This window comes from Natronococcus sp. JC468 (genome assembly GCF_012163165.1).
In the GTDB taxonomy this organism is placed as follows: Archaea; Halobacteriota; Halobacteria; order Halobacteriales; family Natrialbaceae; genus Natronococcus; species Natronococcus jeotgali.
Map to the genome: position 1 here is coordinate 15,034 of NZ_JAAVUO010000011.1, position 25,261 is coordinate 40,294.

Annotated in this window: 29 protein-coding genes, 1 tRNA gene and 1 pseudogene; 17 read left to right on the forward strand and 14 right to left on the reverse strand. The window is 66.8% G+C overall.

Going from position 1 to position 25,261, the window contains the following annotated elements:
- Window positions 1-20 precede the first annotated feature (20 nt).
- Window positions 21-1,490 (reverse strand): polysaccharide biosynthesis C-terminal domain-containing protein, encoded by a 1,470-nt coding sequence (locus tag GWG54_RS08575; protein ID WP_167937387.1) that lies wholly within the window; start codon window positions 1,488-1,490, stop codon window positions 21-23.
- 240 nt (window positions 1,491-1,730) lie between these two features.
- Window positions 1,731-2,483, reverse strand: coding sequence for a GNAT family N-acetyltransferase (locus GWG54_RS08580; protein ID WP_167937388.1), 753 nt, complete (start codon window positions 2,481-2,483; stop codon window positions 1,731-1,733).
- A gap of 143 nt (window positions 2,484-2,626) precedes the next feature.
- Here GWG54_RS08580 and GWG54_RS08585 point away from each other — a divergent pair, with 143 nt between their 5' ends.
- The 7 genes from GWG54_RS08585 (at window position 2,627) to GWG54_RS08615 (ending at window position 8,983) form a co-directional block, all read left to right on the forward strand.
- Window positions 2,627-3,727 (forward strand): succinylglutamate desuccinylase/aspartoacylase family protein, encoded by a 1,101-nt coding sequence (locus GWG54_RS08585; protein WP_167937389.1) that lies wholly within the window; start codon window positions 2,627-2,629, stop codon window positions 3,725-3,727.
- A gap of 102 nt (window positions 3,728-3,829) precedes the next feature.
- Window positions 3,830-4,258, forward strand: coding sequence for a succinate dehydrogenase, cytochrome b556 subunit (gene sdhC / locus GWG54_RS08590; RefSeq protein WP_008426267.1), 429 nt, complete (start codon window positions 3,830-3,832; stop codon window positions 4,256-4,258).
- The gene (locus GWG54_RS08595) at window positions 4,258-4,623 is read left to right on the forward strand and encodes a succinate dehydrogenase subunit D (RefSeq protein WP_008426269.1); all 366 of its coding nucleotides are present in this window, start codon (window positions 4,258-4,260) and stop codon (window positions 4,621-4,623) included. The genes sdhC and GWG54_RS08595 overlap by 1 nt, the downstream gene beginning before the upstream one ends.
- A 1-nt stretch (window position 4,624) precedes the next feature.
- Window positions 4,625-5,512, forward strand: a complete 888-nt coding sequence (locus GWG54_RS08600; RefSeq protein ID WP_167937390.1) for a succinate dehydrogenase/fumarate reductase iron-sulfur subunit — start codon at window positions 4,625-4,627, stop codon at window positions 5,510-5,512.
- Window position 5,513: 1 nt separating this feature from the next.
- Window positions 5,514-7,349, forward strand: coding sequence for an FAD-binding protein (locus tag GWG54_RS08605; RefSeq protein ID WP_167937391.1), 1,836 nt, complete (start codon window positions 5,514-5,516; stop codon window positions 7,347-7,349).
- A gap of 71 nt (window positions 7,350-7,420) precedes the next feature.
- Window positions 7,421-7,609 (forward strand): hypothetical protein, encoded by a 189-nt coding sequence (locus tag GWG54_RS08610; RefSeq protein ID WP_167937392.1) that lies wholly within the window; start codon window positions 7,421-7,423, stop codon window positions 7,607-7,609.
- A 69-nt stretch (window positions 7,610-7,678) separates the two neighbouring features.
- Entirely contained in the window at window positions 7,679-8,983 is a 1,305-nt protein-coding gene (locus GWG54_RS08615) for a 5'-deoxyadenosine deaminase (RefSeq protein WP_167937393.1), read from the forward strand.
- 24 nt (window positions 8,984-9,007) lie between these two features.
- On the opposite strand, the gene GWG54_RS08620 is transcribed toward GWG54_RS08615, so the two are convergent.
- On the reverse strand, window positions 9,008-9,202 hold the full coding sequence (locus tag GWG54_RS08620; RefSeq protein ID WP_167937394.1) for a XapX domain-containing protein: 195 nt from the start codon (window positions 9,200-9,202) through the stop codon (window positions 9,008-9,010).
- A 114-nt stretch (window positions 9,203-9,316) separates the two neighbouring features.
- Here GWG54_RS08620 and GWG54_RS08625 point away from each other — a divergent pair, with 114 nt between their 5' ends.
- Complete coding sequence (locus GWG54_RS08625) at window positions 9,317-9,535, forward strand: hypothetical protein (RefSeq protein ID WP_008426277.1); 219 nt, start codon at window positions 9,317-9,319, stop codon at window positions 9,533-9,535.
- Between the two features lie 5 nt (window positions 9,536-9,540).
- Here GWG54_RS08625 and GWG54_RS08630 read toward each other — a convergent pair whose 3' ends face one another.
- The 3 genes from GWG54_RS08630 to GWG54_RS08640 all read right to left on the reverse strand — a co-directional run bounded on the left by GWG54_RS08630 (window position 9,541) and on the right by GWG54_RS08640 (window position 11,197).
- The gene (locus tag GWG54_RS08630; protein ID WP_167937395.1) at window positions 9,541-10,356 is read right to left on the reverse strand and encodes an HD domain-containing protein; all 816 of its coding nucleotides are present in this window, start codon (window positions 10,354-10,356) and stop codon (window positions 9,541-9,543) included.
- Window positions 10,357-10,398: 42 nt separating this feature from the next.
- Window positions 10,399-10,878: a redoxin domain-containing protein gene (locus GWG54_RS08635; protein WP_167937396.1), complete on the reverse strand. Its 480-nt coding sequence runs from the start codon at window positions 10,876-10,878 to the stop codon at window positions 10,399-10,401.
- Window positions 10,879-10,981: 103 nt separating this feature from the next.
- Window positions 10,982-11,197: a hypothetical protein gene (locus GWG54_RS08640; protein ID WP_312854265.1), complete on the reverse strand. Its 216-nt coding sequence runs from the start codon at window positions 11,195-11,197 to the stop codon at window positions 10,982-10,984.
- A gap of 364 nt (window positions 11,198-11,561) precedes the next feature.
- Here GWG54_RS08640 and tatA point away from each other — a divergent pair, with 364 nt between their 5' ends.
- The 8 genes and pseudogenes from tatA to GWG54_RS08680 all read left to right on the forward strand — a co-directional run bounded on the left by tatA (window position 11,562) and on the right by GWG54_RS08680 (window position 18,966).
- Window positions 11,562-11,867 (forward strand): twin-arginine translocase TatA/TatE family subunit, encoded by a 306-nt coding sequence (gene tatA / locus GWG54_RS08645; RefSeq protein WP_167937398.1) that lies wholly within the window; start codon window positions 11,562-11,564, stop codon window positions 11,865-11,867.
- A gap of 15 nt (window positions 11,868-11,882) precedes the next feature.
- Window positions 11,883-11,955, forward strand: a tRNA-Arg gene (locus GWG54_RS08650).
- A 598-nt stretch (window positions 11,956-12,553) separates the two neighbouring features.
- A pseudogene (locus GWG54_RS08655) lies at window positions 12,554-14,595 on the forward strand (type II/IV secretion system ATPase subunit).
- Window positions 14,592-16,589 (forward strand): type II secretion system F family protein, encoded by a 1,998-nt coding sequence (locus tag GWG54_RS08660; RefSeq protein ID WP_167937399.1) that lies wholly within the window; start codon window positions 14,592-14,594, stop codon window positions 16,587-16,589. The pseudogene GWG54_RS08655 and the gene GWG54_RS08660 overlap by 4 nt, the downstream one beginning before the upstream one ends.
- Window position 16,590: 1 nt before the next feature.
- Entirely contained in the window at window positions 16,591-17,055 is a 465-nt protein-coding gene (locus GWG54_RS08665) for a hypothetical protein (protein WP_167937400.1), read from the forward strand.
- Window positions 17,052-17,693, forward strand: a complete 642-nt coding sequence (locus GWG54_RS08670; RefSeq protein WP_167937401.1) for a hypothetical protein — start codon at window positions 17,052-17,054, stop codon at window positions 17,691-17,693. The genes GWG54_RS08665 and GWG54_RS08670 overlap by 4 nt, the downstream gene beginning before the upstream one ends.
- Window positions 17,687-18,256 (forward strand): hypothetical protein, encoded by a 570-nt coding sequence (locus GWG54_RS08675; RefSeq protein ID WP_167937402.1) that lies wholly within the window; start codon window positions 17,687-17,689, stop codon window positions 18,254-18,256. The genes GWG54_RS08670 and GWG54_RS08675 overlap by 7 nt, the downstream gene beginning before the upstream one ends.
- On the forward strand, window positions 18,253-18,966 hold the full coding sequence (locus GWG54_RS08680; protein ID WP_167937403.1) for a hypothetical protein: 714 nt from the start codon (window positions 18,253-18,255) through the stop codon (window positions 18,964-18,966). The genes GWG54_RS08675 and GWG54_RS08680 overlap by 4 nt, the downstream gene beginning before the upstream one ends.
- A 25-nt stretch (window positions 18,967-18,991) precedes the next feature.
- On the opposite strand, the gene GWG54_RS08685 is transcribed toward GWG54_RS08680, so the two are convergent.
- The 4 genes from GWG54_RS08685 to GWG54_RS08700 all read right to left on the reverse strand — a co-directional run bounded on the left by GWG54_RS08685 (window position 18,992) and on the right by GWG54_RS08700 (window position 21,876).
- Window positions 18,992-19,765, reverse strand: a complete 774-nt coding sequence (locus GWG54_RS08685) for a DUF5803 family protein (RefSeq protein ID WP_167937404.1) — start codon at window positions 19,763-19,765, stop codon at window positions 18,992-18,994.
- A gap of 1 nt (window position 19,766) precedes the next feature.
- Window positions 19,767-20,438, reverse strand: a complete 672-nt coding sequence (locus GWG54_RS08690; protein ID WP_167937405.1) for a DUF2110 family protein — start codon at window positions 20,436-20,438, stop codon at window positions 19,767-19,769.
- Window positions 20,438-20,962, reverse strand: coding sequence for a transcription factor TFIIE subunit alpha (locus GWG54_RS08695; protein WP_008426300.1), 525 nt, complete (start codon window positions 20,960-20,962; stop codon window positions 20,438-20,440). The genes GWG54_RS08690 and GWG54_RS08695 overlap by 1 nt, the downstream gene beginning before the upstream one ends.
- A gap of 365 nt (window positions 20,963-21,327) precedes the next feature.
- Complete coding sequence (locus GWG54_RS08700) at window positions 21,328-21,876, reverse strand: tRNA (cytidine(56)-2'-O)-methyltransferase (RefSeq protein ID WP_167937406.1); 549 nt, start codon at window positions 21,874-21,876, stop codon at window positions 21,328-21,330.
- Window positions 21,877-22,009: 133 nt separating this feature from the next.
- Between GWG54_RS08700 and GWG54_RS08705 the strand changes: the two genes are divergently transcribed.
- Window positions 22,010-22,237 carry a hypothetical protein gene (locus GWG54_RS08705; RefSeq protein ID WP_167937407.1) on the forward strand — a complete coding sequence of 76 codons (228 nt, stop codon included), beginning with the start codon at window positions 22,010-22,012 and terminating at the stop codon, window positions 22,235-22,237.
- A 44-nt stretch (window positions 22,238-22,281) separates the two neighbouring features.
- On the opposite strand, the gene GWG54_RS08710 is transcribed toward GWG54_RS08705, so the two are convergent.
- The 4 genes from GWG54_RS08710 to GWG54_RS08725 all read right to left on the reverse strand — a co-directional run bounded on the left by GWG54_RS08710 (window position 22,282) and on the right by GWG54_RS08725 (window position 25,240).
- Window positions 22,282-22,506, reverse strand: a complete 225-nt coding sequence (locus tag GWG54_RS08710) for a hypothetical protein (protein WP_008426309.1) — start codon at window positions 22,504-22,506, stop codon at window positions 22,282-22,284.
- An 83-nt stretch (window positions 22,507-22,589) separates the two neighbouring features.
- On the reverse strand, window positions 22,590-23,051 hold the full coding sequence (locus GWG54_RS08715) for a universal stress protein (RefSeq protein WP_167937408.1): 462 nt from the start codon (window positions 23,049-23,051) through the stop codon (window positions 22,590-22,592).
- A 3-nt stretch (window positions 23,052-23,054) separates the two neighbouring features.
- Window positions 23,055-24,794 (reverse strand): cation acetate symporter, encoded by a 1,740-nt coding sequence (locus GWG54_RS08720; RefSeq protein WP_167937409.1) that lies wholly within the window; start codon window positions 24,792-24,794, stop codon window positions 23,055-23,057.
- Window positions 24,791-25,240, reverse strand: a complete 450-nt coding sequence (locus GWG54_RS08725) for a DUF4212 domain-containing protein (protein ID WP_167937410.1) — start codon at window positions 25,238-25,240, stop codon at window positions 24,791-24,793. Before GWG54_RS08725 ends, GWG54_RS08720 begins: the two co-directional genes overlap by 4 nt.
- Window positions 25,241-25,261 lie beyond the last annotated feature (21 nt).

Consider the following 25,261-nt stretch of genomic DNA (forward strand, 5'->3'; position numbering starts at 1 on the left):
TCGGAAGGCGCGGGGTCGAGTCAGGAGATAACCGACCGAACCTGCTGGGCGTCGATCATCCCCGTCGTCACCGCGAGCACCCCCCAGGTGGCCGCCCCGAGCGCGATCGCGACGAACAACATTACGACGTTCGATATCAGCGGCGTCACGAGCGAGACGGCGACGGCCATCACGCCGGTGATCCCGCAGACGCGGACGACGGTCCGACCGAGCCGCTCGAGCCGCAGCGAGAGCTCACTGTGGACGATGTAGAGGTTGACGGCGACGTAGACGGAGTGGGTCGCGACCGTCGCCGCCGCGGCGCCGACGACGCCGAAGGTCGGAATGAGCGCGAGGTTCAGCCCGAAGTTCGCGACCGACGTCGCGCCCTTCGCGATCGCCCGGGAACGGGCCCGTCCGAGGTAGTCCAGGCTGTCGCTGGTCAGGTTCGTGATCGCCTGCAGGACGATAAACCCTGCGAGGACCTGCAGGACGGGCACCGCGCCCGCGTAGTCGGCGCCGAACACCATCGTGACGAACGGGTCGGCGACGATGACGAGCCCGACCGCCGCGGGGACGTACAGCAGGAGCACGTTCGTCAGCGACGTCTCGTAGATCCGCCGGGCGGACTCGAGCTGTCCGGTCGCCTTCTGCTCGCCGAAGTTCGGCGAGATCGTAAACCCCAGCGCCTCCGCGGGCGCGAGCGCGAAGTCCGTGATCTGTTTGCCCAGCTGGTAGAACGCGACCGCGGCGGGGGTCAGGAAGACCCCCACGAGGACGATGTCGATGCGCTTGTCGATTACGTTCGCGCTCCTGGTCGCGGTGAGGGGGACGCTGTACTCGGCCAGACGCCGCGCGAGCCCGGGTTCGTAGGTCTCGGCGGGCTCGTACCGGGTGTAGTACTCGAGGTACAGGATCGTCAGCCCCACCGCGGCCGAGATCGAGTACCCGACGACGTAGCCGAACAGCGCGCCCAGCGCCCCCGTTCCGAGGACGACGAACGCGACCGCGAACACCAGGCGGCCGGCGCCGCTGATCGCCTGGATCGCCGCGCTGTACCCCAGGCGATTGAACCCCTGCAGCGCGATCTGGGAGGTCGTGCTGAACGAGAAGGCGACGATGTACAGCGTCCCCGCCGCGAGAAACGGCGCGGCGCCGGGATCGCCCAGCGCCGCGGCGAGGTGCTCGTGAAACGCCAGGAGCGCCGTCGTGACGATAGCGAGCAGCGCGAGCTTCAGCGCCAGCGTCGTCCGGATCAGGTGCGGGATCTGGCCCGGGTCTCGCTCACGGTACTCCGAGAAGTACCGCGCGGCGGACTTGCCGAGGCCGAGGTCCGCGACGAGCTGGAGCACCGCCAGGACGCCGATCGCCCAGTACAGCGCGCCGTAGCCGTCCGGGTCGAGGAGAAACCGCGCCAGCACGAGCATCAACAGCGCGCTCGAGACCATGTATATCGCCCGCGAGACCAGCGTCGCCTTGAACCCGCGAACGATGTGATCCTGTCTGTTCATACTGGAGGTGGGGCCGCCGAACGCCGTGCTACGAGGTCGGACGCGAACCGCGACTCGAGGGAGACGACCAGCGGAGACCCAATTGTAATGCGGAGACAACTCCGGGAGGACGGCCGCAGCGACGCGCTCGAAGTCCACGCTGACGGCCCGCGACCGTCGGTATCGACGGGTAGGCGGAGCCTACAGGCGCAACGAGACGAACGTCACGAACGAGGGAGACGTGTCGGGGCTACCGCTTCGCTACAGGTAGGAGGCGTCCCACCGCGTCGCCTTGCGGCGGTTCCCGCAGGCGTTGCACTCGATGCGCCCCATCGTGTCCATCGCGTTGTCGATCGAGTCGCAGTTCCCGCAGAGCCAGCCGTAGCGCTCGGACTGGTCCTCGCTCTCGTAGGCGCCGTAAAACGGCGCCTTCGAGCCCCGATTGGCCTCGCCGTAGCTGACGTAGACGGTCTCCCCGTCGAGCTCGAGTTCGTCGACTGCGGTCCAGTCGTCGCCGCTTTCGATCTCGCTTTCGACGTAGACGTTCTCGGTGAACGTCTCGGACCCGATCTCGACCTCGCGCTGGTCGGCCTGTTCGAAGCCGTGGTCGGCGTAGAACTCGTTGCCGCCCTCGTTGTCCTCGAGGACGAAACACTGGACTTGCTCGGCACCGTCCTCGAGCAGCTTCTCGCGGGTGCGAACGAGCAGCCGAACGCCGATTCCGTCGCCGCGGGCGTCGGGATCGATGTGGAGCCACAGCAGCCGACCGTTGCTGTACTGCTGGCCGACCAGCTCGCTGTGGGAGAATCCGACCAGCTCGCCGTCGCGCTCGACGACCAGGATCAGCGAGTGGTCGTCCGCGATGTCCTCGGCGAACTCCTCGCCGTACCACTGTTCGATGGCGGCCTTGATCGTCTCCGCTCCGAGGAAGTCCGTGTAGGTCGAGGAAAGCGAGCGGTCTGCGATCGAGCGGATCGTCTCGACGTCGGCGTCTGTCGCTTCGCGAATCTCCATGCCTGTACCGTACCGTTCGGGCATACAAAATCTATGCCCTGAATTTCAACTGTCTTACGTACTTTTCTCGCCACGTTTCCGAATCGCGGGCGCGTCGAGACCGTGAACAAAGATTCACGAGGGTGCCGATCCAGTGGGCACCTATGGGCGGTAACGACGCGGCGGACGACGACTCGAGCGAGTCGTCGGGTTCGCCGCCGATCGACGACGACGTCTTTACGTACGACGGCGGCCGGGTCGATCCCGGCGAGTCGGCGAACATTCGGTACGGAATCAGCGAGACGTACCTCGGCGATCCCGTGCGGATCCCGGTTACGATCATCAACGGGACCCACCCCGGTCCGACGGCGTTCCTCTCGGCGGCGGCACACGGCGACGAGCTCAACGGGATCGAGGTCGTGCGCGAGGTCGCCCACGACTGGAATCACGCCGAGCTTCACGGCACGCTCGTCTGTCTGCCGGTGATGAACGTCCCCGGCTTTCTGGCCCAGGAGCGGTACCTGCCGATCTACGATCGGGATCTCAACCGGTCGTTCCCCGGCCGGGAGGGGTCGACCAGCGCCAGGCGGATGGCCCACCGGATCTTCACGAACTTCATCGAGCCCTGCGACCTGGGGATCGACTTCCACACCTCGACGCGAGGACGGACGAACATGCTCCACGCGCGGGCGAACATGGACGATTCCGACGCCGCGCGAGTCGCCTGCGCGTTCAGCTCCCACGTCATCATCGCGGGTCAGGGGCCCTCCGGTACCCTTCGCCGCGAGGCGACCGACGCCGGCATTCCGACCGTCACGATCGAGATGGGCGAGGCACACCGCTTCCAGCGACGGCTGATCGACCGCGCGCTCACCGGTGTCGCCAGCGTGTTCGCGGAGTTCGGGCTCCACCCGGGTGCGGCCGTCCACTGGCCCGGCTGGCGGACCGTCATCGACACCGACGACGAGAAGACCTGGCTCCGGGCCGACGCCGGCGGGATCGTCGACATGAAACACGGACGGGGATCGCTCGTCGAGGAGGGGGACGTGATCTGTACCATCACGAACCCGTTCAAGGAGAAAGACGACATCGTCACCGTCGAGGCACCCTTTACCGGACTGATCGTCGGCGTCCTCGAGAACCCGGTCGTCTACCCGGGGAACCCGCTCTGTCACCTGGTCGGGCTTGAGTCCGACACGCGGACGGCCCTGGAAAACGACCGAACGAAGACGAGAACCGGGTCGCAGTCCCAGCTTCCGATGTGAGCGATCGGCGACGGCGCCTCGGGGACCGACCTTCGGAACCCGGTAAACCGGCCGATAAAGGTAACTTCTATACCTCCCCGGTCAAACCGTCCACATGAGTGTATGAGTCAGTCTTACAATCGCGGTCTCATCGAGGACTTCGGGCGCTGGAAGGAGTTCTCGGCCGGAATGTGGGCGTGGATTTTCCACAAGTTTACCGGGTGGATGCTGATCGGCTACCTGTTTACCCACATCGCCGTGCTGAGTACGGCCATCGGTGCAGCCAGCGGTGACGTGGCACTGATCCAGCAGGAAACGGACGTCTACACCCAGACTATCCAGGGACTCGAGTCGCTGTTTATTATCCGCATACTCGAGGTCGGGCTGCTGGCGGTGGCCGTCTTCCACATCCTGAACGGGATTCGACTGCTGATGGTCGACCTCGGCGTCGGCCTCACCGCACAGGACAAGAGCTTCTACGCCTCGCTGGTGTTGACCGGGATCATCACCGTCGCGAGCGTGCCGACGTTCTTGGACGGGGTGGCGCTCTGATGGCGGAGCGATACTCCTCGTTTACCCGTGGCGGCACCGGCTGGCTGCTCCAGCGGATCACCGCGGCGTTTCTGGTCGTCGTGCTGGCGTTTCACTTCTTCCAGCTGCACTTCGTTAACCACGCCGCAGAAGTTACGTTCGCCGGGACACAAGAGCGGATGAGCACCATCGGGTACTTCGTGACGATGGTGTTGTTCCTGGTCGCCGGCGCGTTCCACGGCGTCAACGGCGTCTACAACGCGCTGGTCAATCAGGGACTCGAGGGAACACCGAAAAAACTCGTGCTCGCCGTGCTCTCGCTGGCTGGAATCGCGCTCGTCGCACAGGGCGTCTGGGTCGCGGTCGCCATGGCGGGGTGGACCTAACATGAGTACGCAACAGGAACAACCGAAAGAACCCGAATCGCAGGAAGCACCGGAAGACCCCGAGATGCGGGGCGCCGAGTCGCCACAGCAGGAGCGACTCAAGCAGAAAGAACAGGGGCTCGCTCAGGACGAGGCCGTCGACGAGTCAGACGTCGAGGGGGAGACGGTACACCTCAAGGTGTTCCGCTACGACCCCGAAGTCGAGGGCAAACAGGAGCCCCGGTTCGACGACTTCTACGTCCCCTTCGAGAAGGGGATGACTGTCCTCGACGCGGTGATGTACGCCCGCGACGAGTTCGACTCCTCGCTCACCTTCCGACACTCCTGTCGGCAGGCCGTCTGTGGCTCCGACGCCTTCTTCGTCAACGGCCGACAGCGCCTGGGTTGTAAGACCCAGATCTCCGAACTCGAGCAGCCGGTCCGGGTCGAGCCGCTGCCCCACCAGGAGGTCGTCAAGGACCTGGTCGTCGACATGGACCACTTCTACGACCAGATGCACGCCGTCGAGCCGTACTTCCAGGACGAGGACACCCCGGCCACGAGCGACCTCGAGGAACAGCGTCAGAGCCCCGAGAACCGCGAGAAGATCAAGATGTCCTCGCGGTGTATCTGGTGTGGCGCCTGCATGTCCAGCTGTAACATCGCGGCCGGCGACAACCAGTACCTGGGGCCGGCGGCGATCAACAAGGCCTACAAGTTCGCGATGGACGACCGCGAGGGCGCGGAGATCAAGGAGCACCGACTCCGCATCTTGGAGCAGGAACACGGCGTCTGGCGGTGCCAGACCCAGTTCTCCTGTACCGAGGTGTGTCCGAAGGACATCCCCCTGACCGAGCACATTCAGGAGCTCAAGCGGGAGGCAGTCAAGAAGAACCTGAAGTTCTGGTAAGATGTACGAACACGACGTTATCGTGGTCGGCGCCGGCGGCGCCGGCCTCCGGGCCGCAATCGCAGCGCACGAGGCGGGCGCCGACACGGCGATCGTCTCGAAACTCCACCCGGTCCGCAGCCACACCGGCGCGGCCGAGGGCGGGATCAACGCCGCCCTCCAGGAGGGCGACGACTGGGAACTCCACGCCTACGACACGATGAAGGGGTCGGACTACCTGGCCGACGCCCCCGCCGTCGAGACCCTGGCCCAGGACGCTCCCGAGGAGACGATCCAGCTCGAGCACTGGGGGATGCCCTTCTCGCGCGAGGAGGACGGACGGGTCTCCCAGCGTCCGTTCGGCGGCCTCTCCTACCCCCGGACGACCTACGCCGGGGCCGAAACCGGCCACCACCTGCTGCATACGATGTACGAGCAGGTCGTCAAACGGGGGATTCAGGTGTACGACGAGTGGTACGTGATGAACCTCGTCACCGACGACGCCGCCGACCCCAACGACCGCTCCTGTCACGGCGTCGTCGCCTACGACGTCCAGTCGGGCAACGTCCAGGGATTCAAGGCCAACAGCGGGGTCGTCCTCGCGACCGGCGGTCCCGGCCAGGCGTTCGATCACACCACGAACGCCGTCTCGTGTACCGGCGACGGCCACGCCATGGCCTACCGCGCCGGCGCGCCGCTCGAGGACATGGAGTTCATCCAGTTCCACCCCACGTCGCTGCCGTCGACGGGCGTTCTGATCTCCGAAGGGGTCCGCGGCGAGGGCGGGATCCTCTATAACGCCAAGGGCGAACGGTTCATGTTCGAGCACGGCTACGCGAACAACTCCGGCGAACTCGCCTCCCGCGACGTCGTCGCCCGCGCCGAGCTCACCGAGGTCGGCGAGGGACGGGGCGTCGACGACGAGTACGTCCACCTCGACATGCGCCACCTCGGCGAGGAGCGTATCCTAGATCGCCTCGAGAACATTCTGCACCTCGCGGAGGACTTCGAGGGCGTCGACGGGCTCGTCGAGCCGATGCCGGTCAAGCCCGGCCAGCACTACGCGATGGGCGGGATCGACGTCGACGAGAACGGTCAGACCAACATCAACGGCCTCTACGCGGCCGGCGAGTGTGCCTGCGTCTCCGTCCACGGCGGCAACCGGCTAGGCGGGAACGCCCTGCCCGAACTGATCGTCTTCGGCAAGCGCGCGGGTCGCCACGCCGCGGGCGAGGACCTGGGCGAGGCCAAGATCCGAACGGGGTACGGCGACGACGTCGAGGACGAGGACGCCGACCTCCCGGTGACGCCCGGGAGCGCCGGCATCGACACCACGAGCGGCGTCGCCGCCGACGGTGGAGTCGCGGCCGAGGCCGACGGCCTCCTCGAGCGCGCCGTCGAGCGCGAGCGGGCCCGCGTCGATCACCTGATGGACAAAGATGACGGCGTCCAGCACGCCCAGATCCGCGCGAAGCTCCAGCAGGCGATGACCGACTACGTCAACGTCTTCCGCACCAGGGACGGAATCGAGAAGGCGCTGCGCGTGATCCGGGAGTGTCGCCAGGAGTACCAGGACGTCTACGTCGACGACCCCTCCCGCACCTTCAACACCGATCTCCAGCAGACCTACGAGACGCGAAACCTGATCGACGTCGCCGAGACGATCGCGCTCGGCGCCCTGGTGCGCAACGAGTTCCGCGGCGCCCACTGGCGCCAGGAAAACCAGGAGCGACGCGACGACGAGTGGCTCAAGCACACGCTGATCTCGTGGGACGACGGCGAGCCGTCGATCTTCTACCGGCCCGTCATCCTCGAGGGCCAGGACAAAACCTACGAGCCCAAAGAGCGCAGCTACTGACCGAACCGTCCGTTTTCGCTTCGAATCGAGACCAGCAGGGCTATACGTTCGCTCGTCCGTTGGTTCAGGTAATGGGACTCGAGCGATTCGTCCGATTGCACCTCGTTCTCGTTCCGGCGCTGGTCCTCGCGGGCTACCTGTTCGCCGACTCCCTGCCGGTAATCGTGGTACCGTTCGGCGTCGCCTACATCACGTTCACCGGGCTGATCTGCTTCGCGTGGGTGTTCTCGAGGGCTTCGATGCGGTTGCGATCCTCCTGAGCGACGAGAGCGCCCGCGCGGCGAAACATCCACAGAGATAAGCCGCTGGATCGGTTACCGAGAGAGGGAATGTTGCTGTCGGGAACCGTCGTCGCCGACGCCGACACCGTTATCGAGGACGGTGCAGTCGTCGTCGAGGACGACGAGATCGTCGACGTCGGGGAACGGGAGCGGTGTCTCGAGACGTATCCGGACCACGAGCGCCACTCGTGTGACGTGCTCATGCCCGGAACGGTCGGCGCCCACGTCCACTCGGTCCAGAGTCTCGGGCGCGGGATCGCCGACGACACCGAGTTGCTGGACTGGCTGTTCGAGTACGTGCTGCCGATGGAGGCCGAACTCTCGGCCGAGGAGATGCGCGCAGCCGCCGAGTTGGGCTACCTCGAGTTGATCGAGAGCGGGACGACGACCTGCATCGATCACCTCTCGGTCGCCCACGCCGACGAAGCGTTCGAGGCCGCCTGCGAACTCGGCGTCCGCGGTCGACTCGGGAAGGTGTTGATGGACAAGGAGGCGCCCGCGGGACTGCTCGAGGACACCGACGACGCCTTAGCCGAAAGCGAACGGCTGATCGACCGGTACCACGGCGCGGCGGACGGACGGCTCCGCTACGCGGTGACGCCCCGCTTCGCCGTGAGCTGTACCGAGGCCTGTCTGCGGGGCAGTCGAGAGCTCGCCGATGCCCACGACGGCGTCCGCATCCACACACACGCCAGCGAGAACCGCGGCGAGATCGAGACCGTCGAGAGAGAAACCGGTCGCCGGAACGTCCACTGGCTCGACGAGGTCGGCCTCACCGGCGAGGACGTCGTGCTGGCCCACTGCGTCTGGACCGACGAGAGCGAGCGGAAGGTACTCGCCGAGACGGGCACGAACGTGACCTACTGCCCGTCCTCGAACATGAAACTCGCCAGCGGCGTCGCTCCGGTGCTCGACTACCTCGACCGGGGGATCAACGTCGCGCTGGGCAACGACGGGCCGCCGTGTAACAACGCGCTCGATCCGTTCACCGAGATGCGCCAGGCCTCGCTCTTACAGAAGGTCGATCGCCTCGAGCCCCAGGCCTTGCCCGCGCGGACGGTCTTCGAGATGGCGACGGTAAACGGCGCCGAGGCCGCCGGCTTCGAGCGCGTCGGGAAGCTCCGCGCGGGGTGGAAGGCCGATATCGTCGGCCTCGAGACCGACCTCACGCGCGCGACGCCGATTCACGACGTCCTCTCGCACCTGACCTTCGCGGCCCACGGCGACGACGTGACCTTCACGATGGTCGACGGCGAGGTCCTCCAGCGCGACGGCGAGGTCGTCATCGCCGACGCCGCGGCGATCCGCGAGCGGGCCCGCGAGTTCGCCGTCGGGCTGGACGTCGCTCCCTGACGATGCCGGATTCGACAGTCGACGTTAGAGCCCGATTGACTCGAGGGCGTCCAGGCTCGCCCCCGACAGTTCGACCAGTCTGTAGCCGAGGTAGATCCCGACGATACCCATCAGCCCTGGGAGTTCGGGCGGCGCGGGGATCGGAACGTCGACGAGCGCGAAGAAGGCTCCGGTGAGCGCACCGGTCAACAGGCCGAGAACGATGAGCTGAATATTCATATCGGCCGAAACGAGCGGTGACGGGAAAAGGATCCTGACTCGCTCGCGGACCGTCTGTAGTTCGACAATCCACGATACTCAGTTTTAATATCGTCGAACTACGGATGGTGAACTATGCGACTCGACTCGCGACCGACGGTTTCGATTCCCGACGACTTCGACTCGGCGCAAGCGAAGCTGATCTACCTCTACCTGCGGGAGTGGCCGAACGCGAGCGCCGACGAGGTCTGTGCGGCGCTCGGCGTCGAGAAAGGAGCCTTCCTCTCGGTCGCGCGGACGCTGCGCGAGCGCGACTACGTCGAGCGGGTCGACGGCCGCTACCGTCTCGCCTGAGACCGCTACAGTTCGATCCGTTCGACCAGCTGTTCGTGGTTCTCGTTGGTGTTGACGGCGACGATCCGGATCTCGTCCTCGAGGCCCGAATCGCGGAGCTTCGCCTTCAGCAGGTTGTCGACCTGGTAGACGCCGGCTGCGTTGGTCATCGCGATTTCGACCATCACCGGGCGGGAGTCGCCCTCGTGCAGGGAGACGCGACTGATCGCCTGGCTCGAGAGGGTGTTGATGCCGCGCCCGCCCTGTTCGTAGGGGATGCGGGAGCGACCCCGCTCCATGTCCAGCGCGTCGGCGACGCGGATGACGCCGGCCTCGGTGGTCAGGGGCGTCTCGGCAGTGTGGTGACAGAGGATCGCGTGCAACACCTCGCCTCTCATCCGAACCGTTTCGGCGACGTCGTAGAACTCCGGCAGCACCCGATCGAGGATGTCCGCGGCCAGGGGAATCGAGTAGTAGGCGTGCTGGTCGCGGTGGACGACGTGGCCGACGTCGTGAAGCGTCGCCGCCAGCGCGACGATCACCGCCTCGTCGGCCTCCTCGAGGCCCTGTTCGCTGGCACCGTTGAACTCGACGTCGCCCGCCTTCAACAGATCGTACAGACAGAGCGCGCGGTTGCGGACGATCTCGATGTGTTTCACGCCGTGGTCGTTGTACCGCATACGGTCGACGGCGTTGACGTTCTGGGCCTCGAGGTAGGTCTGGATCTCCTCGTCCTCATCGATAAACTCGAGGACGCGGTTGAGCTTCTCGTCGGGAAAATGGTGGTCCGCAGTCGGAACGTAGAGACGACCCGTCTGCTCGTCGGTCGAAGAATCGCTCATACCCGCACGAGGCGGTCCGGCTTAAAAAGGACTACGGGTGGGTCAGGCCGCGTCGGCAGCGGCGTCCTCGACTTCGGCGTACTCGGGCTCGACACCGGGGTCGTCGCTGACCCACGCGTAGGTGATCTCGCCGTCGGCGTCGACGACGAACACGGAGCGTTTGGCGACGCCGTAGACGCCCATGTCCGCGAAGTCCATCTCCACGCCGTAGTCGGCGATGATCTTCTTGTTCAGGTCGCTGATGAGGCCGAACTCGAGGTCGTTTTGCTTGCGGAACTCGTTCTGGGCGAACGGCGTGTCGCGGCTGATACCGTACACCGTCGCGTCGACGTCGTCGAACGCCGAGAGCCGGTCCTGGAACGTACACATCTCGTCGGTACAGACGCCCGTGAACGCGCCGGGGAAAAAGGCGAGGACGATCGGCGCCTCGTCCTCGAGGCGCTCGGAGAGCGTAAAGGAGTCGACGTCCCCGTTCGCGAGCGGTGCGGTAAAGTCGGGCGCAGCGTCTCCGGTATCTACCATCGCCCCCGACTTACGCCCAGACCGGAAAGACAGTTTCGCTCCCGGAAGCGGAAGTTCGACGCCGTTTGGGAACCGATCGGTCCACGCGGGAGACGAGTCCCCGCTACGGACCGCGATAGGTCGTTACGCCCGAATCCCCGTCGAAACCCGAACTCTCGAGTTCGACGTGGGTGACGACCTCCCGGTCCACGACTCGCCACCCCTCGTCCCGTCGCTCCTCCTCGGTTCGGGTCCACCCGCCGAGATCCCGCGGTTCGAAGACCAGTCGACGCCGGTACGCGTTCAGCGGCGTCCACTCGAGAACGATCGACTCACCCACGCCGATCACCGTCCCGTTTCCGCGTCCCGGGTCGGTCCTGGTGCGATCGCGAGCCGTCGGCGGTCGTCCTCGTTCCCATCACACTACCTTACTATCAGTAATTCTTACATATATAGGTACCGGCAACCCGGACGGTTGAACTCGAACCCGTACACTGCGGCGAGACGACTGTCGATCCGAGGGTCACTCGGGAGCGACTCGAGAAGGGATATCGACGCGGCTCGAGTGACTGTCTTCGCCGCAGCCGCGTCGAGACCGTATCTCCCCCCAAGACGTGCGTTTCGCCGCTCTGACCGCCAGGAGGACGGATTTACCGTCCGGTCCAAAAAGGTTATAATTGCCAGCCCGTAAGCCACGGATAGAGATGGTAGAAATCGCACCGCTGTTTGCCCCTATTCCAGGGGGTCCGGAACTACTGATCATCCTTTTCATCGCCATCTTGCTCTTCGGGGCGAATAAGATCCCGAAGCTGGCGCGGTCGACCGGTGAGGCGATGGGCGAATTCCAGAAGGGGCGTGAAAAGGTCGAAACGGAACTCGAGGAGATGCGCGAGGGCTACGACGGCGAGAACAACGATCTCGGCGACGACGAGTTCGGCGATACCGACGACGACTTCGTCGACACGGAGCCCGTGACCTCCGAGGACGAGACCGACACGGAACCGAACTAACGCTGTTCTTCGACGGGGCGTGTGGCCTAGCGGAGAGGGCAGGAGGTTCCTAACCTTCTGATCGCGGGTTCGAATCCCGCCACGCCCGTACACCGGCGAACGTCAGTGAGCCGTGTGTACGGGCGAAGGGATTCGAGGTAGACGACGAGCGAACGAAGTGAGCGACGTCGGCGTGGTTCGAATCCCGTCACGCACACGAACACGAGGCGTTCGCTCACTCCCGCCACGCCCGTTCTCGAACCGAGCGCGGCGACGTGTCGTCGACTCGCGAGGACGAACTCGAGACGGGACCCGACGCGATCGCAGTCGCCGCGTCCCGTCACTCCCGCCGCGTGCCGAGCGCGAGTCCGCTTCCGACGACGAAACCGACGTCCCGCATCCGTTTCGAGAAGCGAGTGCGACCGACCGCCGCAGCTCGGTTCGCGGTTCAGCAACACAGCGGAGGTAGTTATGTTCGGTACCAATAGTCCGGTAGGACACACCATCGTTTTCTCCACACTGCCTCTAGGTTTTCGTTGGTAACCCCGTAATCGACGGCGAACGAACTGAACCGACCGCTCGAGGGATCAACGGTTTGACGACCGTACCAGAACCCCGACGGATCGCGGCGACGGTGGCTCTCGGTTCGGCGCGGCGTCGCTCGCGGGCCGCGAGTTTTTGTACTATCGGGCGGCGAGGATCGGGCCATGCACACCGACGGTACCGAACGGATCGGTCAGCGACCGAGCCGCGGACGCGAGGCGCGGTCCGCTCTCGAGGACCGACTCGCGACGGGTGCCCGGAGCGGGCGCGAGCTCGAGGCGCTCGTCGGGGATCGAACCGTCTCCGTCCGGGACGGAGTCGACGAGGCGGCGTTTTTCTCCCGCGACGACGGGACGCCGACGGTCGCGAGCCGGTACGACCTCGAGCGCGCCGTTCCCGACGGGGAGAAACCGCACCTCCGGGAGCTCGAGCGGTACTGGGTGAACGAGCCGTTCGCCTTCGTCGTCGTTTTTCGCTCCGAGCGGGAGAACGAACGGAAGTACTACCTGATCGAACCGTCCCTGACCGCGATCGAGCGCGAGCTTCGGACGTTTCTCGCCGAGCGGCTGCGGACGTCGATCGCCTACGCCGACGGGGAGTCCCCCGAGGGCGACGACGGCGGTCGGCGGTCGGTCGTCGAGTCGGAGCTCCGGCAGCTGCTCGAGCGGTACGGCCTCGTCCGGGAGTCCGCCGACGGCGGTGGACTGCTCGGCAGGGTGGCGAGCGCCCTCGGAGCCGGCGGCCGCGACGGCGACGCCGGGCTCGAGGGCGCCGAGGTCCGTCCCGAACGGGCGATCCTCGAGGCCGATCCGGAGACGTTGAGCGAGTACCAGATCGAGAAGTTACGGTACATCTGACGCGGGATTTCGTCGGCTACGAGCGCATTGACGGGCTCAAACGCGACGCCGCGATCGAGGACGTCTCCTGTGACGGCTACGAGTCGCCGGTGTTCGTCTACCACGCCGAGTACGAACAGCTCGTCACGAACGTTCGACACGGCACCGAGGAGCTCGACGAGTTCGTCGTCTCGCTCGCCCAGCGCTCGGGCGCGGGGATCAGCAAGCGCCGCCCCCAGGTCGACGCGACGCTGCCCGACGGCTCACGCGCCCAGCTCACGCTCGGCCGGGAGGTCTCCGACCACGGCAGCAACTACACGATCCGCCAGTTCACCGACGTGCCGTTCACCCCGGTCGACCTCGTCAACTGGAACACCTTCTCGATCGAGCAGATGGCGCTACTGTGGCTGGCGATCGAGAACCGCAAGAGCCTGCTCTTTGCCGGCGGCACGGCCTCCGGAAAGACGACGAGCCTGAACGCTGTCTCGCTGTTCATCCCCGCGAGCACGAAGGTCGTCTCGATCGAGGACACCCGCGAACTCGAGTTGCCACAGCGCAACTGGATCGCGAGCGTAACCCGCCCCTCCTTCGCCGACGACGGCGCGGACGCGGTCGACGAGTTCGACCTGCTCGAGGCGACGCTCCGACAGCGCCCCGACCACATCGTGATGGGTGAGGTTCGCGGCCGGGAGGGGCGGACGCTGTTTCAGGTGATGTCGACGGGCCACACCACGCACACGACGTTTCACGCCGACTCCGTCGACGAGGTGCTCAAGCGGTTCACGACGGCGCCGATCGACGTCTCGAAGACGATGTTCACCGCGCTGGACCTGGTCGCGGTCCAGACCCAGACCCGCGTCGACGGCACCAAGGTCCGACGGAATCGGTCGCTGACCGAGATCAACAGCTACGATCCGGAGCGCGACGAGATCAACGTCGAGGACGTCTACCGGTGGGAGCCCAACGGCGACGACTTTCGACGGGTCGGCGCCTCGAGCACCCTCGAGGAGATCGCGTTCGACCGCGGCTGGAGCGAGCGCCGCCTCGAGCGGGAACTGTTCGAGCGGACGGTGGTGCTCTCCTACCTCGTCGCGAACGGGATCGACGGCTACGCCGACGTCGCCGCGACCGTCCAGGCGTACATGAACGAGCCCGACACGCTCCTCGCGGCGATCGCCGGCGGCGAACTCGCGGCGCGGCTCCCGGCACTCAGGGAGCTCGAGAGCGTCTCGATCGACGTCGATCCGGCGATCGAGGACCGCGTCTCCCGACCGGAACCGTCGGCGGGAACGGCGCGGACGGCGGCGACGGTGCTCGAGCGGGCCGAGGAGTCGCTGTTCGACCGCTACCGGAGCGGAGTTGCGGAATGAGCCGCGGTTCCGAGTCGCTCCCGAGCGCCGATTCGCTGGGCGATCGGTTCCTCCCGGTGTACGTCCGCGCGTTCGCCGAGGACGGCCGGTTCGTCGCTCGTCTCGAGCGAAAGCTCGCCCAGGCCAGAATCGACGCCACCGTCGAGCGCTACCTCTCGCGGGCGATCGGGATCGGCGTCGTCGCCGGCCTCTGTCTGGCGGTCCTGGGCGGGCTCGTCGGCTACGGACTGTTCGGGACCGGGATCGTCGGCGTTGGCGAGCTCCTCGGCGTTTCGCTGCCGAACCGAACCGCCGTCGCGATCGTCGAGACGCTCAAGGTACCCGCGCTCGTGACGGCGACCGGGCTCGCGTTCGGGACGCTGGGATTTCTCACCGGGTTCGGCTCGCTGGTGGCGATCCCCTACACGCGCGCTGCGGGGCGCAGGCGGGAGATCAACATGCTGCTCCCCGACGCGGTCTCGTTTATGTACGCCCTGTCGGTCGGCGGGCTGAACCGCCTCGAGATCGTCGAGGCGACGGCGCGGGCCGACGACGCCTACGGCGAGGTCGCCCGGGAGTTTCGAACCGTCCACAGGGAGGCGGCCTACGCCGACGGCGACTACCGAACCGCGATCCGTCGACGGGCCCGTGAGACGCCCAGCGACGACCTCGCCCGGTTTCTGACCGATCTGCTCTCGATCCTCGACAGCGGGGGCGACGTCGAGCGGTTCCTCGAGGAGAAACGATCAAAACTCGAGCGAGCCGCGAAGGGCGAACAGGAGCGCACGCTCGAAACCCTCGAGCTGTTCGGCGAGCTGTACATGACCCTTTCGCTGTTCCCGCTGCTGTTGCTCATCGTCACGGTCGTCATGCAGCTGCTTCCGAACGCGGCCGTGCCCAGCGAGGTGTTGTACCTGACCGTCTACGGACTGGTGCCGCTGATCGGGATTGCCTTTCTCGTCCTGATCTCGACGGTTACACACGACGACCCGGGCGAGGGAACGCTCGCCCTCGACGCGGACGGCGAACGGGACGTGTTCGGCCCGAACGCGCCGAACCGGTCCGGGGAGTACGCCGTCTTCGAGCGGATCGCGTTCCGCGAGCGGATCCGTCGAGTCGCGACGGCAGCGCGTCGCCCTCACCTGTTCTTCCGTGACAACCCGTCGTACACGCTCGCGGTCACCGTTCCCGCGTCGCTTGGCGCCGTCGCGCTCGCGGTCGCGAGCGGATCGGCGCCGACGAGCTGGAGCGGGCTGGTCGAGCGTCCCCTCTACGGAACCGCCGTCTACGCCTACCTCCCGTTGTACGTCGTCGGCGCTCCGCTCGCGCTCGCTCACGAGTGGAACGTCCGCCGCCGCGGAGCCGTCCTCGAGACGCTCTCCGAAGAGCTGTGGAAGCTCTCGAGCGCGAACGAGACCGGGCTGACGCTGCTCGAGTCGATCGAGTCGGTCGCCGAGACCGGAACCGGCAGGCTGAGCCGGGAGCTCGAGCGGATACGGTGGAAGGTCGACTACGGAACGAACCTGAAGCGGGCGCTCGTCGAGTTCGCAAACGCCTACCCGACGCCCCGCCTGGCCAGGACGACGCGGCTGATCGCGGAGAGCCAGGCCGCGTCGAACCGGATCGCACCGGTCCTCCGGACCGCCGCCCGGACGAGCGAAATCCACGACGAACTCGAGCGCGAGCGCAGATCCCGAACCCGGATGCAGGTCGTCGTCATCGTCATGACCTTCATGACGGTGTTCGCCGTGATCGCGATCCTCGAGACGCGGTTTCTCGACTCGGTGGCCGGGGCCGGACTCGGCGAGATCGGGGCGTCGAACGCCGGTGCCGCGTCCGGCGGCGCCGTTCGCGCCGACGTCATCGGCCTCCTGTTGTTCCACGCGGTAACGCTGCAGGCGATCGTCTCCGGACTCCTGTGTGGATACGTCCGCACCCTCGAGCCGGTGAGCGGACTCAAGTACGCGCTCGGGCTGTCGACGGTCGCGCTCGTCGGCTGGACGGTGGTGGTCTGACGTGGAGCCCGCGGACGACCGCGCGCAAACGACCCAGGACTTCGCCGTCGGGATCGGCATCTTCCTGCTTTCGGTCGCGCTCGTCTTCGCCGCGCTCCCGACGCTCGCGCCGTCCGACGCCGCCGACGCCGAGCGCGAGCGAGCCGAGCGGATCGCGGATCGGTTCCTCGCCGAGTTCGCGACGCACAACGAACTCGACGGCGCGCGATTCGTCGCCGCGCTCGAGGGCGACGACCCCGGGCGTCCGCCGGGAGTCGGCGACGACGTCGGCGTCCGCCTCGAACGACTCGACGGATCGCTCCTCGAGCACGCGGACGGAGGGGTCCCGCTCGAGGCGGAGCCGACCGCCCCCGACGGCAGACCCGCGGCGAGCGCGGCCCGCATCGTCTCGCTCGACGGATCGATCGAACTCGAGGTCGGGGCAGACGATCCGGCCCACAGACTCGTCGTGGAGGTGTACCCGTGACCGGAGCCGACAGGGGGCAGGCGTACGCCCTCGAGGGTGCGGTCGCCGCGACGATTCTGCTGACGGCGCTGCTGGTCGCAGCGCAGTCGGCGGCGCTTGTGTCCCACGGGACGGACGACCGGACTCCCCGGTCGCAGCTCCAGCAGGAGACCCGGGACGCGCTCGTCGTCGCCGGCGAGAGCGACCTCTCGGCGACGGTTCGAAACTGGCACCCCGACGCGACGGCCTGGAACGGGAGCGCCGAAGCGGGCCGGAGCGCGTTCTACGGTACCGATCGTCCGTCCGCGGACGGCGACGGCGAACGAACCTACGGGGTAGACGCGTTCGCCGACCGATCCGCGCTCGGCGCGATCCTGGAGGCGCGCTTCGCCGACCGCGGGCGGAACTACGACGTCGAACTTGTCACTCACCGCGAAGATGGTCCCGAGACGACGACGCTCGTCGACCAGGGGTCGCCGTCGGCCGAGGCCGTCACCGCGAGCTACGCGGTGACCCTGTTCGAGGGCGACCGCCTGACCGCGGACGGGAACCGCGTCGACCTCGAGACGGCCCGCGAGACGCAGGAATATCCGATCGCGCCGACCGCCGGGAGCGGTGCCGTCTACGCCGTCGTGGAGGTGCGCGTAACCGTATGGTAGGATCGATCGGTCGCGGACCCGGTCGAGCGCCCCGCGACCGGGGGCAGCTCCTGGTGTTCGGAGCGGTCGCACTGGCGGTGATCACGATCGGATTCGTCGCTGCGGCGGGAACGGTCGGAGTCACCTCGTCGCCCGCGAGCCCGGACGCCGGCGAGGAGGCGGTCGTCGAGGCCGAACTCGAGCGGGGGATCGACTGCCTGCTCGAGCGCACGAGCGACCGGTCGGCGTCGACCGCGCCCCACTCGCTCGAGACCGTCGGCCAGGAGCTAGCCGGCGAGATCGAGGCCGCGGATCGGATCGCGGTCGGCGAGAACGAGGCCGTCGCTCGAGTCGGCACGCCCCGAACGGTCGCGGGAAGCGGGTACGACGTCGCCATTCGGATCGAGTGCGATGGGGTCGCGGACGGGACGGGCTGTCTCCGACTGGACGCCCACGGCTTCGACGTCGCGGTCGTCGTCCCGGTTTCGACCGCGGCGGACCTCGAGGCGGGGACCGTCCCGGGCGGACCGCTCGAAGTCGTCGCCGCGGACGGGCGGATCGCGCTCGAGGTGAGCGAGCGGTGATCCGCGCCCGAACGGGAACGGACGGGACGGAATCGGACGAGAGGGCCGTCTCGGAGGTGCTCTCGTTCGTGCTCGTCTTCGGGCTCGTTCTCGGAGCGGTCGGGGTCCTGTCGGTCGCGGGACTCGGGGTCGTCGACGATCACCGGGAGGTCGAGCAGCTCCGCGCGGCCGAACGGGGGATGACGACCCTCGCGGCGGAGCTCGACGACCTCGCGCGATACGGCGGTCTCGAGCGACGCGTCGCCGCCGTGGCGCCCGGCGACGGCGAGTTGACCGTCGCCGACGGCGGGACCGAGGTCGCGGTCGAGGTCGACGGCGACCCCGTCGGCGAACCGATCCGACTGGGGGAACTCGCCTACCGGTCAGCGGCCGGAACGGTCGCCTACGACGGCGGCGCGGTGATCCGAGCCGACGAGCGGGGAAGTCGACTCCGAACGCGACCGACGGTGTCGTGTCGCGGCGGGACCGCGACGGTCTCGCTAGTGCGGGTCCAAGCGGGCGATCGGACGGTCCGTACCGGCGGGCGAACGACGGTGACGGCTCGAGTCGCCGACCGAAGCAGTGAAACGCACAAAATCGAGGAGAACGTCGCCGTGTCGACTCTCGAGACCGACTACCGGCGAGCGTGGAACGGCGTCGAGGACGAGCTGGACGGCTGCAGCGCGGACCGCCTGCGGCTGGCGGTGACGACCGTCTCGCTCGAGACGTGAGTTCGGAGAGACGAGGCGGCGTCGACTACTTCAATCCGGGCGGCGGCCCGTCGTCGGAGTCGTCCTCGAGTTCGACGTCGAGCCCCATCTCCTCGCGTTGTTGCTGGAGCCGCTGGACCTTCCGGTAGTAGTAGAGCATGCCGGCGCCGCCGAGCAGGACGACGGCTCCCACGAGGCCAGCGAACAGCGGCACGTCTCGGGTCTGGTAGTACCGCAGCGAGATCGTACTATCGACCTCGTCCCAGACCAGTCGCTCCCGGTCGTCGACGATCTCACGTTCGTACCCGCCGGGGCTGACGTCGCCGAACAGGAAGTTCGTGGTGCGATACCCCGCGGGAAGCGTCACCTCGTAGGAACCGGAGACGTACGCCGGCAGCTGGAAGGTTCGGCTACCGGTGTCCCCGGAGAAGGCGAGCGTGCCGTTTCCGTCCGGCACCGCGACGTCGGTGCTCGAGCGACCCTGCTCGATCTCGAGTTCCGATCCGGTTACCTCGGTTCCGTTGGGATACCAGTAGCGGACGCTGTGGACATCCAGGGCCTCCTCCCGGTAGAGGCTCGAACGGTACAGCGACAGCTCCTCGGTCTCGTTGAGGTCGTAGACCGCGCGGAACTCGCCGCTGGTGAGGAAGCTACCGCTCTCGACGTCGACGGCGACGTCGGCGTCGCCGTCCCGCAGATCGTCGTACTCCTGGTCGCGGTCGAGCTCCTCGTCGGAGATGCCGCCGAAGATCGCCGAGCAGCCGGCCGTCATCGCGAGCAACGCGACCGCGATCGCCGCGAGAGCGAGCCGCCGATTCATGCTAGGGAACGACGCATCGCAGCTCCGCGGGGAGGTACTCGCCGACGCTCGCCAGCAGGCCCGGCGGATCCGTGCCCTCGGTACAGATCACGCTCTGCTCGAGCAGGCCGAGGCGCTCGACGGTGACGTAGTCCTGCGCGTGGCCCGCGCGGTTGAGCGTCGCCCGGACCTCGGCTCGCGTGGCGCTGTTGACGTTGAGCCGACCGTCGCCGCGGGTCCACTCGTAGAGGCGGTCGCGCTCCTCGTCGGCGAGGCGGGGCGGCTCGTCCTCGCGGTAGAGGAACCGCAGCGGGAGGTGTTGGATCAGCCCGTACCGTTCGCGGATCTGGGTCGGCGAGCCGGGGCCGAGTCCGAGTTCGTCGGCCGGGATCTCGATCGGACGGCCGGCGTCGAGGACGAACCCCTCGTCGTTCCAGGACTCGAGCGTCCCGACGTACGTCTCGCCGGGCTCGAGTTCGGGGACGATCTCGCCGAACTCCTCGCGGAGGACGTTACCCGCGACGACGGCGTCTTCGCCCTCGAGGGCGACCTCGGGGAAGTCGTCGTCCCGGATCGAGAGGTCGAACGCGACGTCGAGTTCGCCGATCTCGTTGCCGATCAGCGAGCGAAGCGAGTCGGTCGCGCGCTCGCGGGCGCTTCCCTCGACGTAGAGCTTGGTTGCGAGTACGACCATCAGGCGTCCGCGTCGATGTTCAGTTCGTCCTCGAGGGCGTCGAGGCGGTCGTCCATCGCGTCGACCAGGCGATCGTTGTCCATCGATTCGACCGGCGAGCCACACTCGGGGCACTCGAACCCGAAGTCCATCGCCTCGCCGAACTCGAAGCGGATCGAGCAGATCTCACAGAGGTAGAACTCGTGGTTGCGCTCGTACTCCCGGCGATCCTCCAGGGCGTCGTGAAGTCGGTACATCTCCTCTTCGAGGTTCTCGGGGATGTTGTCGTACTCGAAGGTCCAGAGGTACGTGAGCCAGCCCGAGTCCTCGTCGCGCAGTCGGCGGTAGCTGGCGAGGTCGTTCTCGTAGAGAATAAACAGCGCGCGCCGGACGTCGTTCAACTCGAGATCCAGCTCCTCGGCGAGCTCCTCGTCGGTCACTTCCCCGTCCGGCGGCGCCGCCGCGACGGGCATCCCCGTGGGACCGACCAGCTCGTGCAAGTACTTCTGGATGACCGGATCCTCGAGCAGGTCCTCAAAAGCCATTGCCTACACGTAGCGCGATCGGCCCATTAAGTCTTTTGAGCGACGACGCGACGGATCGCCAGGTTTCGGCTCGAGCGGGTCGGCACGGGCTACGTCCTCGACGAGTCGGAGACCGGGACGGCGGCAATGATTCGATCGGTCGTCCGCGCGGTCGGCCGTCGACTCCACCGACCGCTGGGACTGTTGGGCCCGCTCGAGCCGTAGCTCGAGAATCGATTTAAATTCACCATATATTGAATAGAGACAAAGCATATGCCGGCTCGGTATCACGCCGATGGTATGGACGACTCGCGGAAGACACTCATCGCCGGACTGCTCGGGATCCTCGTCGCCGTGCTGACGGTCCTCTGGGAGATCGGGCTGCTCTAGGACTCCTCGGCGGGTTCGACGCGCTTGCCCGTCTCCATCGGGATCACCTCGCGGTCGGCGTCGACCCACTCGCGCTCGAGTTCGCGGCCCTCGAACAGCCTGTCGAGAAACACGGCCAGACCCGCCACCTCGGAGTGGGGCTGGTTGGTGACGCCGACGTTCCAGTCGGCGGCCTCGTAGACGTCGAACGGCACCTTCTCTGAGCCGACGACGACCAGCAGAGGCTCCCGGTCGTCCTCCCGGGCCGAACGGATCTCCGCTTCGACGTCTTGAATTCGCTCGCCGTACATCGTGAGGTGGACGACCCGCCCCTCCCAGTCTCGGATTCGGGCCTGGGGCGAGTCGGTCAGTTCGGCCTCGAAGGGACCGCCGAACCGGTCGGTGATGTCGACGACGGTCTCGAGGGACTGGCCGGCGTTGTCGGGGATCCAGACGCGGTCGGCCCCGAGCGCACGCGCCGTCAGCCCGACGTGGGTCGTCATCCGCTCGTCCCGGCCGGGCCGGTGGCCGAGTCGGAGGACGGCGACCTCGCTATCGTTGTGCATGGGTACGAGGAGTTCGGGCGACGGTTAGGGGGTTTCGCTTTCGGCGCAGCCGCCGGTCGACGGTCGCTGCGAACGGGCAGAAAGCCACGGTCGGAACGCGTAGTTATTAGGTAACACACGGCCGACGGTGCGTATGAGCAACGAACCGAACGACGAGGGGTGGACGACGGTCACGGACGGGTTCATCGTTCCGATCGCCGGGTTGCTGGCGCTGCTGTTCGCCGTAATGGCCGGAATGAGCGTCCTCCCCGCCCTGTCCGGATCGCCGCAGGACCTGCTGACGCCGATCATCTTCGGCGGCGCCGCCCTCCTGTGTTTCCGCCTGCGACAGCGGGCGATCGAGGCCAGGGGCGACGACTGAACCGCGGACCCGTTCCGCCGTAGCACCCTTACGGGCGATCTCGCTCAGTCGCGTTGTCGCTTGGCCGTCTCGAGCGAGAAGAAGAACCCGAAGTACGCCGGAATCCCCGCGGCCATGAACATGTAGAAGGCCCACGTGGGCGCGCTCGTGAAGACGAAATCGAACAGGAAGCTCACGAGCGCGACCCAGACGACGGCGAACAGCAGGTCGTACAGCATGCCGGTTCCGTTTTCGGCGACGTGTTCGCGCACGCGATCGACGACGCTCATCGCGTCGGCCCTCCGGCGTGCGTGGATCGTGGCCGTCTCATGTCGAGAGCGTGGGTTCGGTGAAACCTCAGTCTTGCGTCCGCTCAGTCGTCGGGCTCGTAGTCGACGACCAGCACCGGAACGTGCGTCGACCGGAGCACCCGTTCGGTGACGCTCCCGAGCAGCGCCCGGCGGACGCCAGAGCGGCCGTGACTGCCGATCACGATGAGATCGATGTCGTTGTCCTCGGCGTAGTCGGCGATCAGTCGGTGGGGCTGGCCGCCGGCGTGGCGTTCGTAGGCGGTCAGGCCGGCGGCCTCGGCCGCCTCCGTGACGTACCCTGTCGCCTCCTCGGCATCCTCCCGAAGCTCCGTCATCCCCTCGAACTGGCCCTGACGGATCCGATCGACCTGTTCGGTTCCCAGCCCGTACGCGATCGCGTCGGTGTCGGCGACGAATATCGCGTGGACGTCGGCGCCGTAGCGCTCGGCGATATCGATCGCGTGTTCGACCGCTGCCTCAGCGACCTTGCTGCCGTCTGTCGGAACGAGTATGCGTTCGTACATCGGTTAGTCGTCTGCGGGGGTGTTTCCGCTTCCGTTCTTTTCGGCGACGATGTCGGCGGCCGTCTTGTCCCTCGGCATCGGGTCGGGACTGTGACACTGCCGGACCATCTGTTTGGTCTCGAGCGGCGGCTCGGTGGTCACCAGCGAGACGATGATCGTGACCGCGAACACGATCGGCGTGCCGATGAGCGCCGACCCGATGGCCGGCATCCACGTCGCGATAACGTCGATGCCGAGTCCGCCCTCAATGAGGCCGAAGTTCCCCTCGTTGAACATGGGGATGAACCAGACGATAATACCGGTCGTCATGCCGGCGAGCGCACCCGGTCGGTTCGTGTTCTCCCACCAGAGCCCGAGGAAGAACATCGGGAACAGCACGATAGCCGCCAGCGAGAACGCGAATCCGACCAGGGCCGCGATCGGCTGCTGGGGGTTCATCGCGAAGACGATCGTGAGCAGACCGATCAGGATGATGCTCAGACGGCCGACAAGCACCTGCTGGCGCTGGGTCGCGTCCTCGTTGATGATGTTCGCGTAGATGTCGTGGGAGATCGCCGAGGAGGCAGCGATGAACAGCCCGGCCGTCGTCGCGACCGCCGCGGCGATCCCGCCCGCCGCGACGAAGCCGACGAACCAGGAGGGGAGTTCGGCGAGCTGTGCGGCCAGCACGACGAGGACGTCGCCGGCGGCGCCGGTCATGCCGGGATCGCCGTAGACGGCGCCGATCTCCTCACCGTAGAGCGCGGTGCCGATCGCGGCGAAGGCGGGCGCGCTCAGGTACAGCAGCGAGATGAAAAACAGCCCCCAGGTGCACGACCAGCGGGCCACGCGCTCGTTTTTGACCGTGTAGAACCTGACCAGCACGTGGGGCAGTCCGCACGTCCCGAAGACCAGGCTGAAACACGTCGCAATCCAGAGGTAGTAGCTCCCGCCGGCGAACGGCTCCGAGAACTCGGCGGCGAGACCGTCGATCATCATCCCGTACTCGAGCTGGGGGAGGATCGTCGTGTACCCCGCCGACCAGCCGGTGGCGAGAAGTCCGAGCAGGAACGCGACGATGAGGATGACGTACTGCAGGACCATGTTCTTGGTCGCGCCGAGCATTCCCGACAGCGACAGGTAGCCGACGGTGATCACCATGAAGACGATCATCATCGTCTGGTAGGCCGACAGCGCACCGCCGGTGAGCGCCGACCAGTCGCCGAGGATGTACATTCCGACGAGTCCCATCCCGCGGGCCTGTCCGAGCGCGTAGACGAACCCGATCAGGAACGTGGTGATCGCCGCGAGGGCGCGCGCGGTGTCGGAGTTGAAGCGGTCGCCGACGAAGTCCGGGGCAGTGTACTTTCCGAACCGCCGCATCTGGGCGGCCATGAAGATCAGCAGGATGAAATACCCCGTCGTCCAGCCGACGACGTACGCCAGCCCATAGACGCCGGAGATGGCGACGGTGGCTGCCACGCCGAGGTACGTCGCCGCAGACATCCAGTTGGCCCCGATGGCCATCCCGTTCTCGATGTTCCCGATCGAACGGCCGGCGACCCACATGTCGTCGGTGTCGGCGACCTTGAACATGAAGCCGGCGACGATGAACAGGAGCATCATCCCCATGACGATGACCGACGGGACGGGTTTGAACGAGACGTTGAGTCCCTCCGGGAGCAGCCCTTCGTCAGTCTGCAGCACGATCCCGTCCGTCGCGCCGGCCGCGAGATCCGCCAGCAACGGAGCGCCGTCGATCATTCCTCGACACCTCCGTCAGTTGCCGCCGCGTCGTCCGGGACGGAATCGGTCGTCTCCGGCTCGACGACGCCCTGTTCGATACCGTACTTGTCGTCGATCTGATCCCGCTTGCGCGCGTACCAGACCGAGAGGACGAGCGCCGCCCCCGGCCCGACGATCGCGAGCAGGAAGTAGTGTAATGGGAATCCGATCAACGGCATCTGGCTGGTCATGAGATCGGGCGCGAGACGCGTCGCCGTAATCGGCGCGAACGTCGTCAACACCCAGATGGCGAAGCCGGTCCAGATGATCCGAAGGTGATCCCGCATGAAGGGAGTCGCCGGCTTCAGAAGGTTGATCTCGACGTCCATGTAGTCGATCTGCTGTTCTCGTTCGACATCGCTCAGTCCGCCGTCGGTTGCAATGTCGCGGGAGTCGTCCGTGTCGTGGTTGGTTTTCTCTGGCATAGTCGCGCGTGTCGCGTGTCG

What these genes read in the sequence shown, in the direction of transcription:
- GWG54_RS08575 (WP_167937387.1), bottom strand. Translation starts at nt 1,490, where the DNA reads ATGAACAGACAGGATCACATCGTTCGCGGGTTCAAGGCGACGCTGGTC.
- GWG54_RS08580 (WP_167937388.1), bottom strand. Translation starts at nt 2,483, where the DNA reads ATGGAGATTCGCGAAGCGACAGACGCCGACGTCGAGACGATCCGCTCG.
- GWG54_RS08585 (WP_167937389.1), top strand. Translation starts at nt 2,627, where the DNA reads ATGGGCGGTAACGACGCGGCGGACGACGACTCGAGCGAGTCGTCGGGT.
- sdhC (WP_008426267.1), top strand. Translation starts at nt 3,830, where the DNA reads ATGAGTCAGTCTTACAATCGCGGTCTCATCGAGGACTTCGGGCGCTGG.
- GWG54_RS08595 (WP_008426269.1), top strand. Translation starts at nt 4,258, where the DNA reads ATGGCGGAGCGATACTCCTCGTTTACCCGTGGCGGCACCGGCTGGCTG.
- GWG54_RS08600 (WP_167937390.1), top strand. Translation starts at nt 4,625, where the DNA reads ATGAGTACGCAACAGGAACAACCGAAAGAACCCGAATCGCAGGAAGCA.
- GWG54_RS08605 (WP_167937391.1), top strand. Translation starts at nt 5,514, where the DNA reads ATGTACGAACACGACGTTATCGTGGTCGGCGCCGGCGGCGCCGGCCTC.
- GWG54_RS08610 (WP_167937392.1), top strand. Translation starts at nt 7,421, where the DNA reads ATGGGACTCGAGCGATTCGTCCGATTGCACCTCGTTCTCGTTCCGGCG.
- GWG54_RS08615 (WP_167937393.1), top strand. Translation starts at nt 7,679, where the DNA reads ATGTTGCTGTCGGGAACCGTCGTCGCCGACGCCGACACCGTTATCGAG.
- GWG54_RS08620 (WP_167937394.1), bottom strand. Translation starts at nt 9,202, where the DNA reads ATGAATATTCAGCTCATCGTTCTCGGCCTGTTGACCGGTGCGCTCACC.
- GWG54_RS08625 (WP_008426277.1), top strand. Translation starts at nt 9,317, where the DNA reads ATGCGACTCGACTCGCGACCGACGGTTTCGATTCCCGACGACTTCGAC.
- GWG54_RS08630 (WP_167937395.1), bottom strand. Translation starts at nt 10,356, where the DNA reads ATGAGCGATTCTTCGACCGACGAGCAGACGGGTCGTCTCTACGTTCCG.
- GWG54_RS08635 (WP_167937396.1), bottom strand. Translation starts at nt 10,878, where the DNA reads ATGGTAGATACCGGAGACGCTGCGCCCGACTTTACCGCACCGCTCGCG.
- tatA (WP_167937398.1), top strand. Translation starts at nt 11,562, where the DNA reads ATGGTAGAAATCGCACCGCTGTTTGCCCCTATTCCAGGGGGTCCGGAA.
- GWG54_RS08660 (WP_167937399.1), top strand. Translation starts at nt 14,592, where the DNA reads ATGAGCCGCGGTTCCGAGTCGCTCCCGAGCGCCGATTCGCTGGGCGAT.
- GWG54_RS08675 (WP_167937402.1), top strand. Translation starts at nt 17,687, where the DNA reads ATGGTAGGATCGATCGGTCGCGGACCCGGTCGAGCGCCCCGCGACCGG.
- GWG54_RS08685 (WP_167937404.1), bottom strand. Translation starts at nt 19,765, where the DNA reads ATGAATCGGCGGCTCGCTCTCGCGGCGATCGCGGTCGCGTTGCTCGCG.
- GWG54_RS08690 (WP_167937405.1), bottom strand. Translation starts at nt 20,438, where the DNA reads ATGGTCGTACTCGCAACCAAGCTCTACGTCGAGGGAAGCGCCCGCGAG.
- GWG54_RS08695 (WP_008426300.1), bottom strand. Translation starts at nt 20,962, where the DNA reads ATGGCTTTTGAGGACCTGCTCGAGGATCCGGTCATCCAGAAGTACTTG.
- GWG54_RS08700 (WP_167937406.1), bottom strand. Translation starts at nt 21,876, where the DNA reads ATGCACAACGATAGCGAGGTCGCCGTCCTCCGACTCGGCCACCGGCCC.
- GWG54_RS08705 (WP_167937407.1), top strand. Translation starts at nt 22,010, where the DNA reads ATGAGCAACGAACCGAACGACGAGGGGTGGACGACGGTCACGGACGGG.
- GWG54_RS08710 (WP_008426309.1), bottom strand. Translation starts at nt 22,506, where the DNA reads ATGAGCGTCGTCGATCGCGTGCGCGAACACGTCGCCGAAAACGGAACC.
- GWG54_RS08715 (WP_167937408.1), bottom strand. Translation starts at nt 23,051, where the DNA reads ATGTACGAACGCATACTCGTTCCGACAGACGGCAGCAAGGTCGCTGAG.
- GWG54_RS08720 (WP_167937409.1), bottom strand. Translation starts at nt 24,794, where the DNA reads ATGATCGACGGCGCTCCGTTGCTGGCGGATCTCGCGGCCGGCGCGACG.
- GWG54_RS08725 (WP_167937410.1), bottom strand. Translation starts at nt 25,240, where the DNA reads ATGCCAGAGAAAACCAACCACGACACGGACGACTCCCGCGACATTGCA.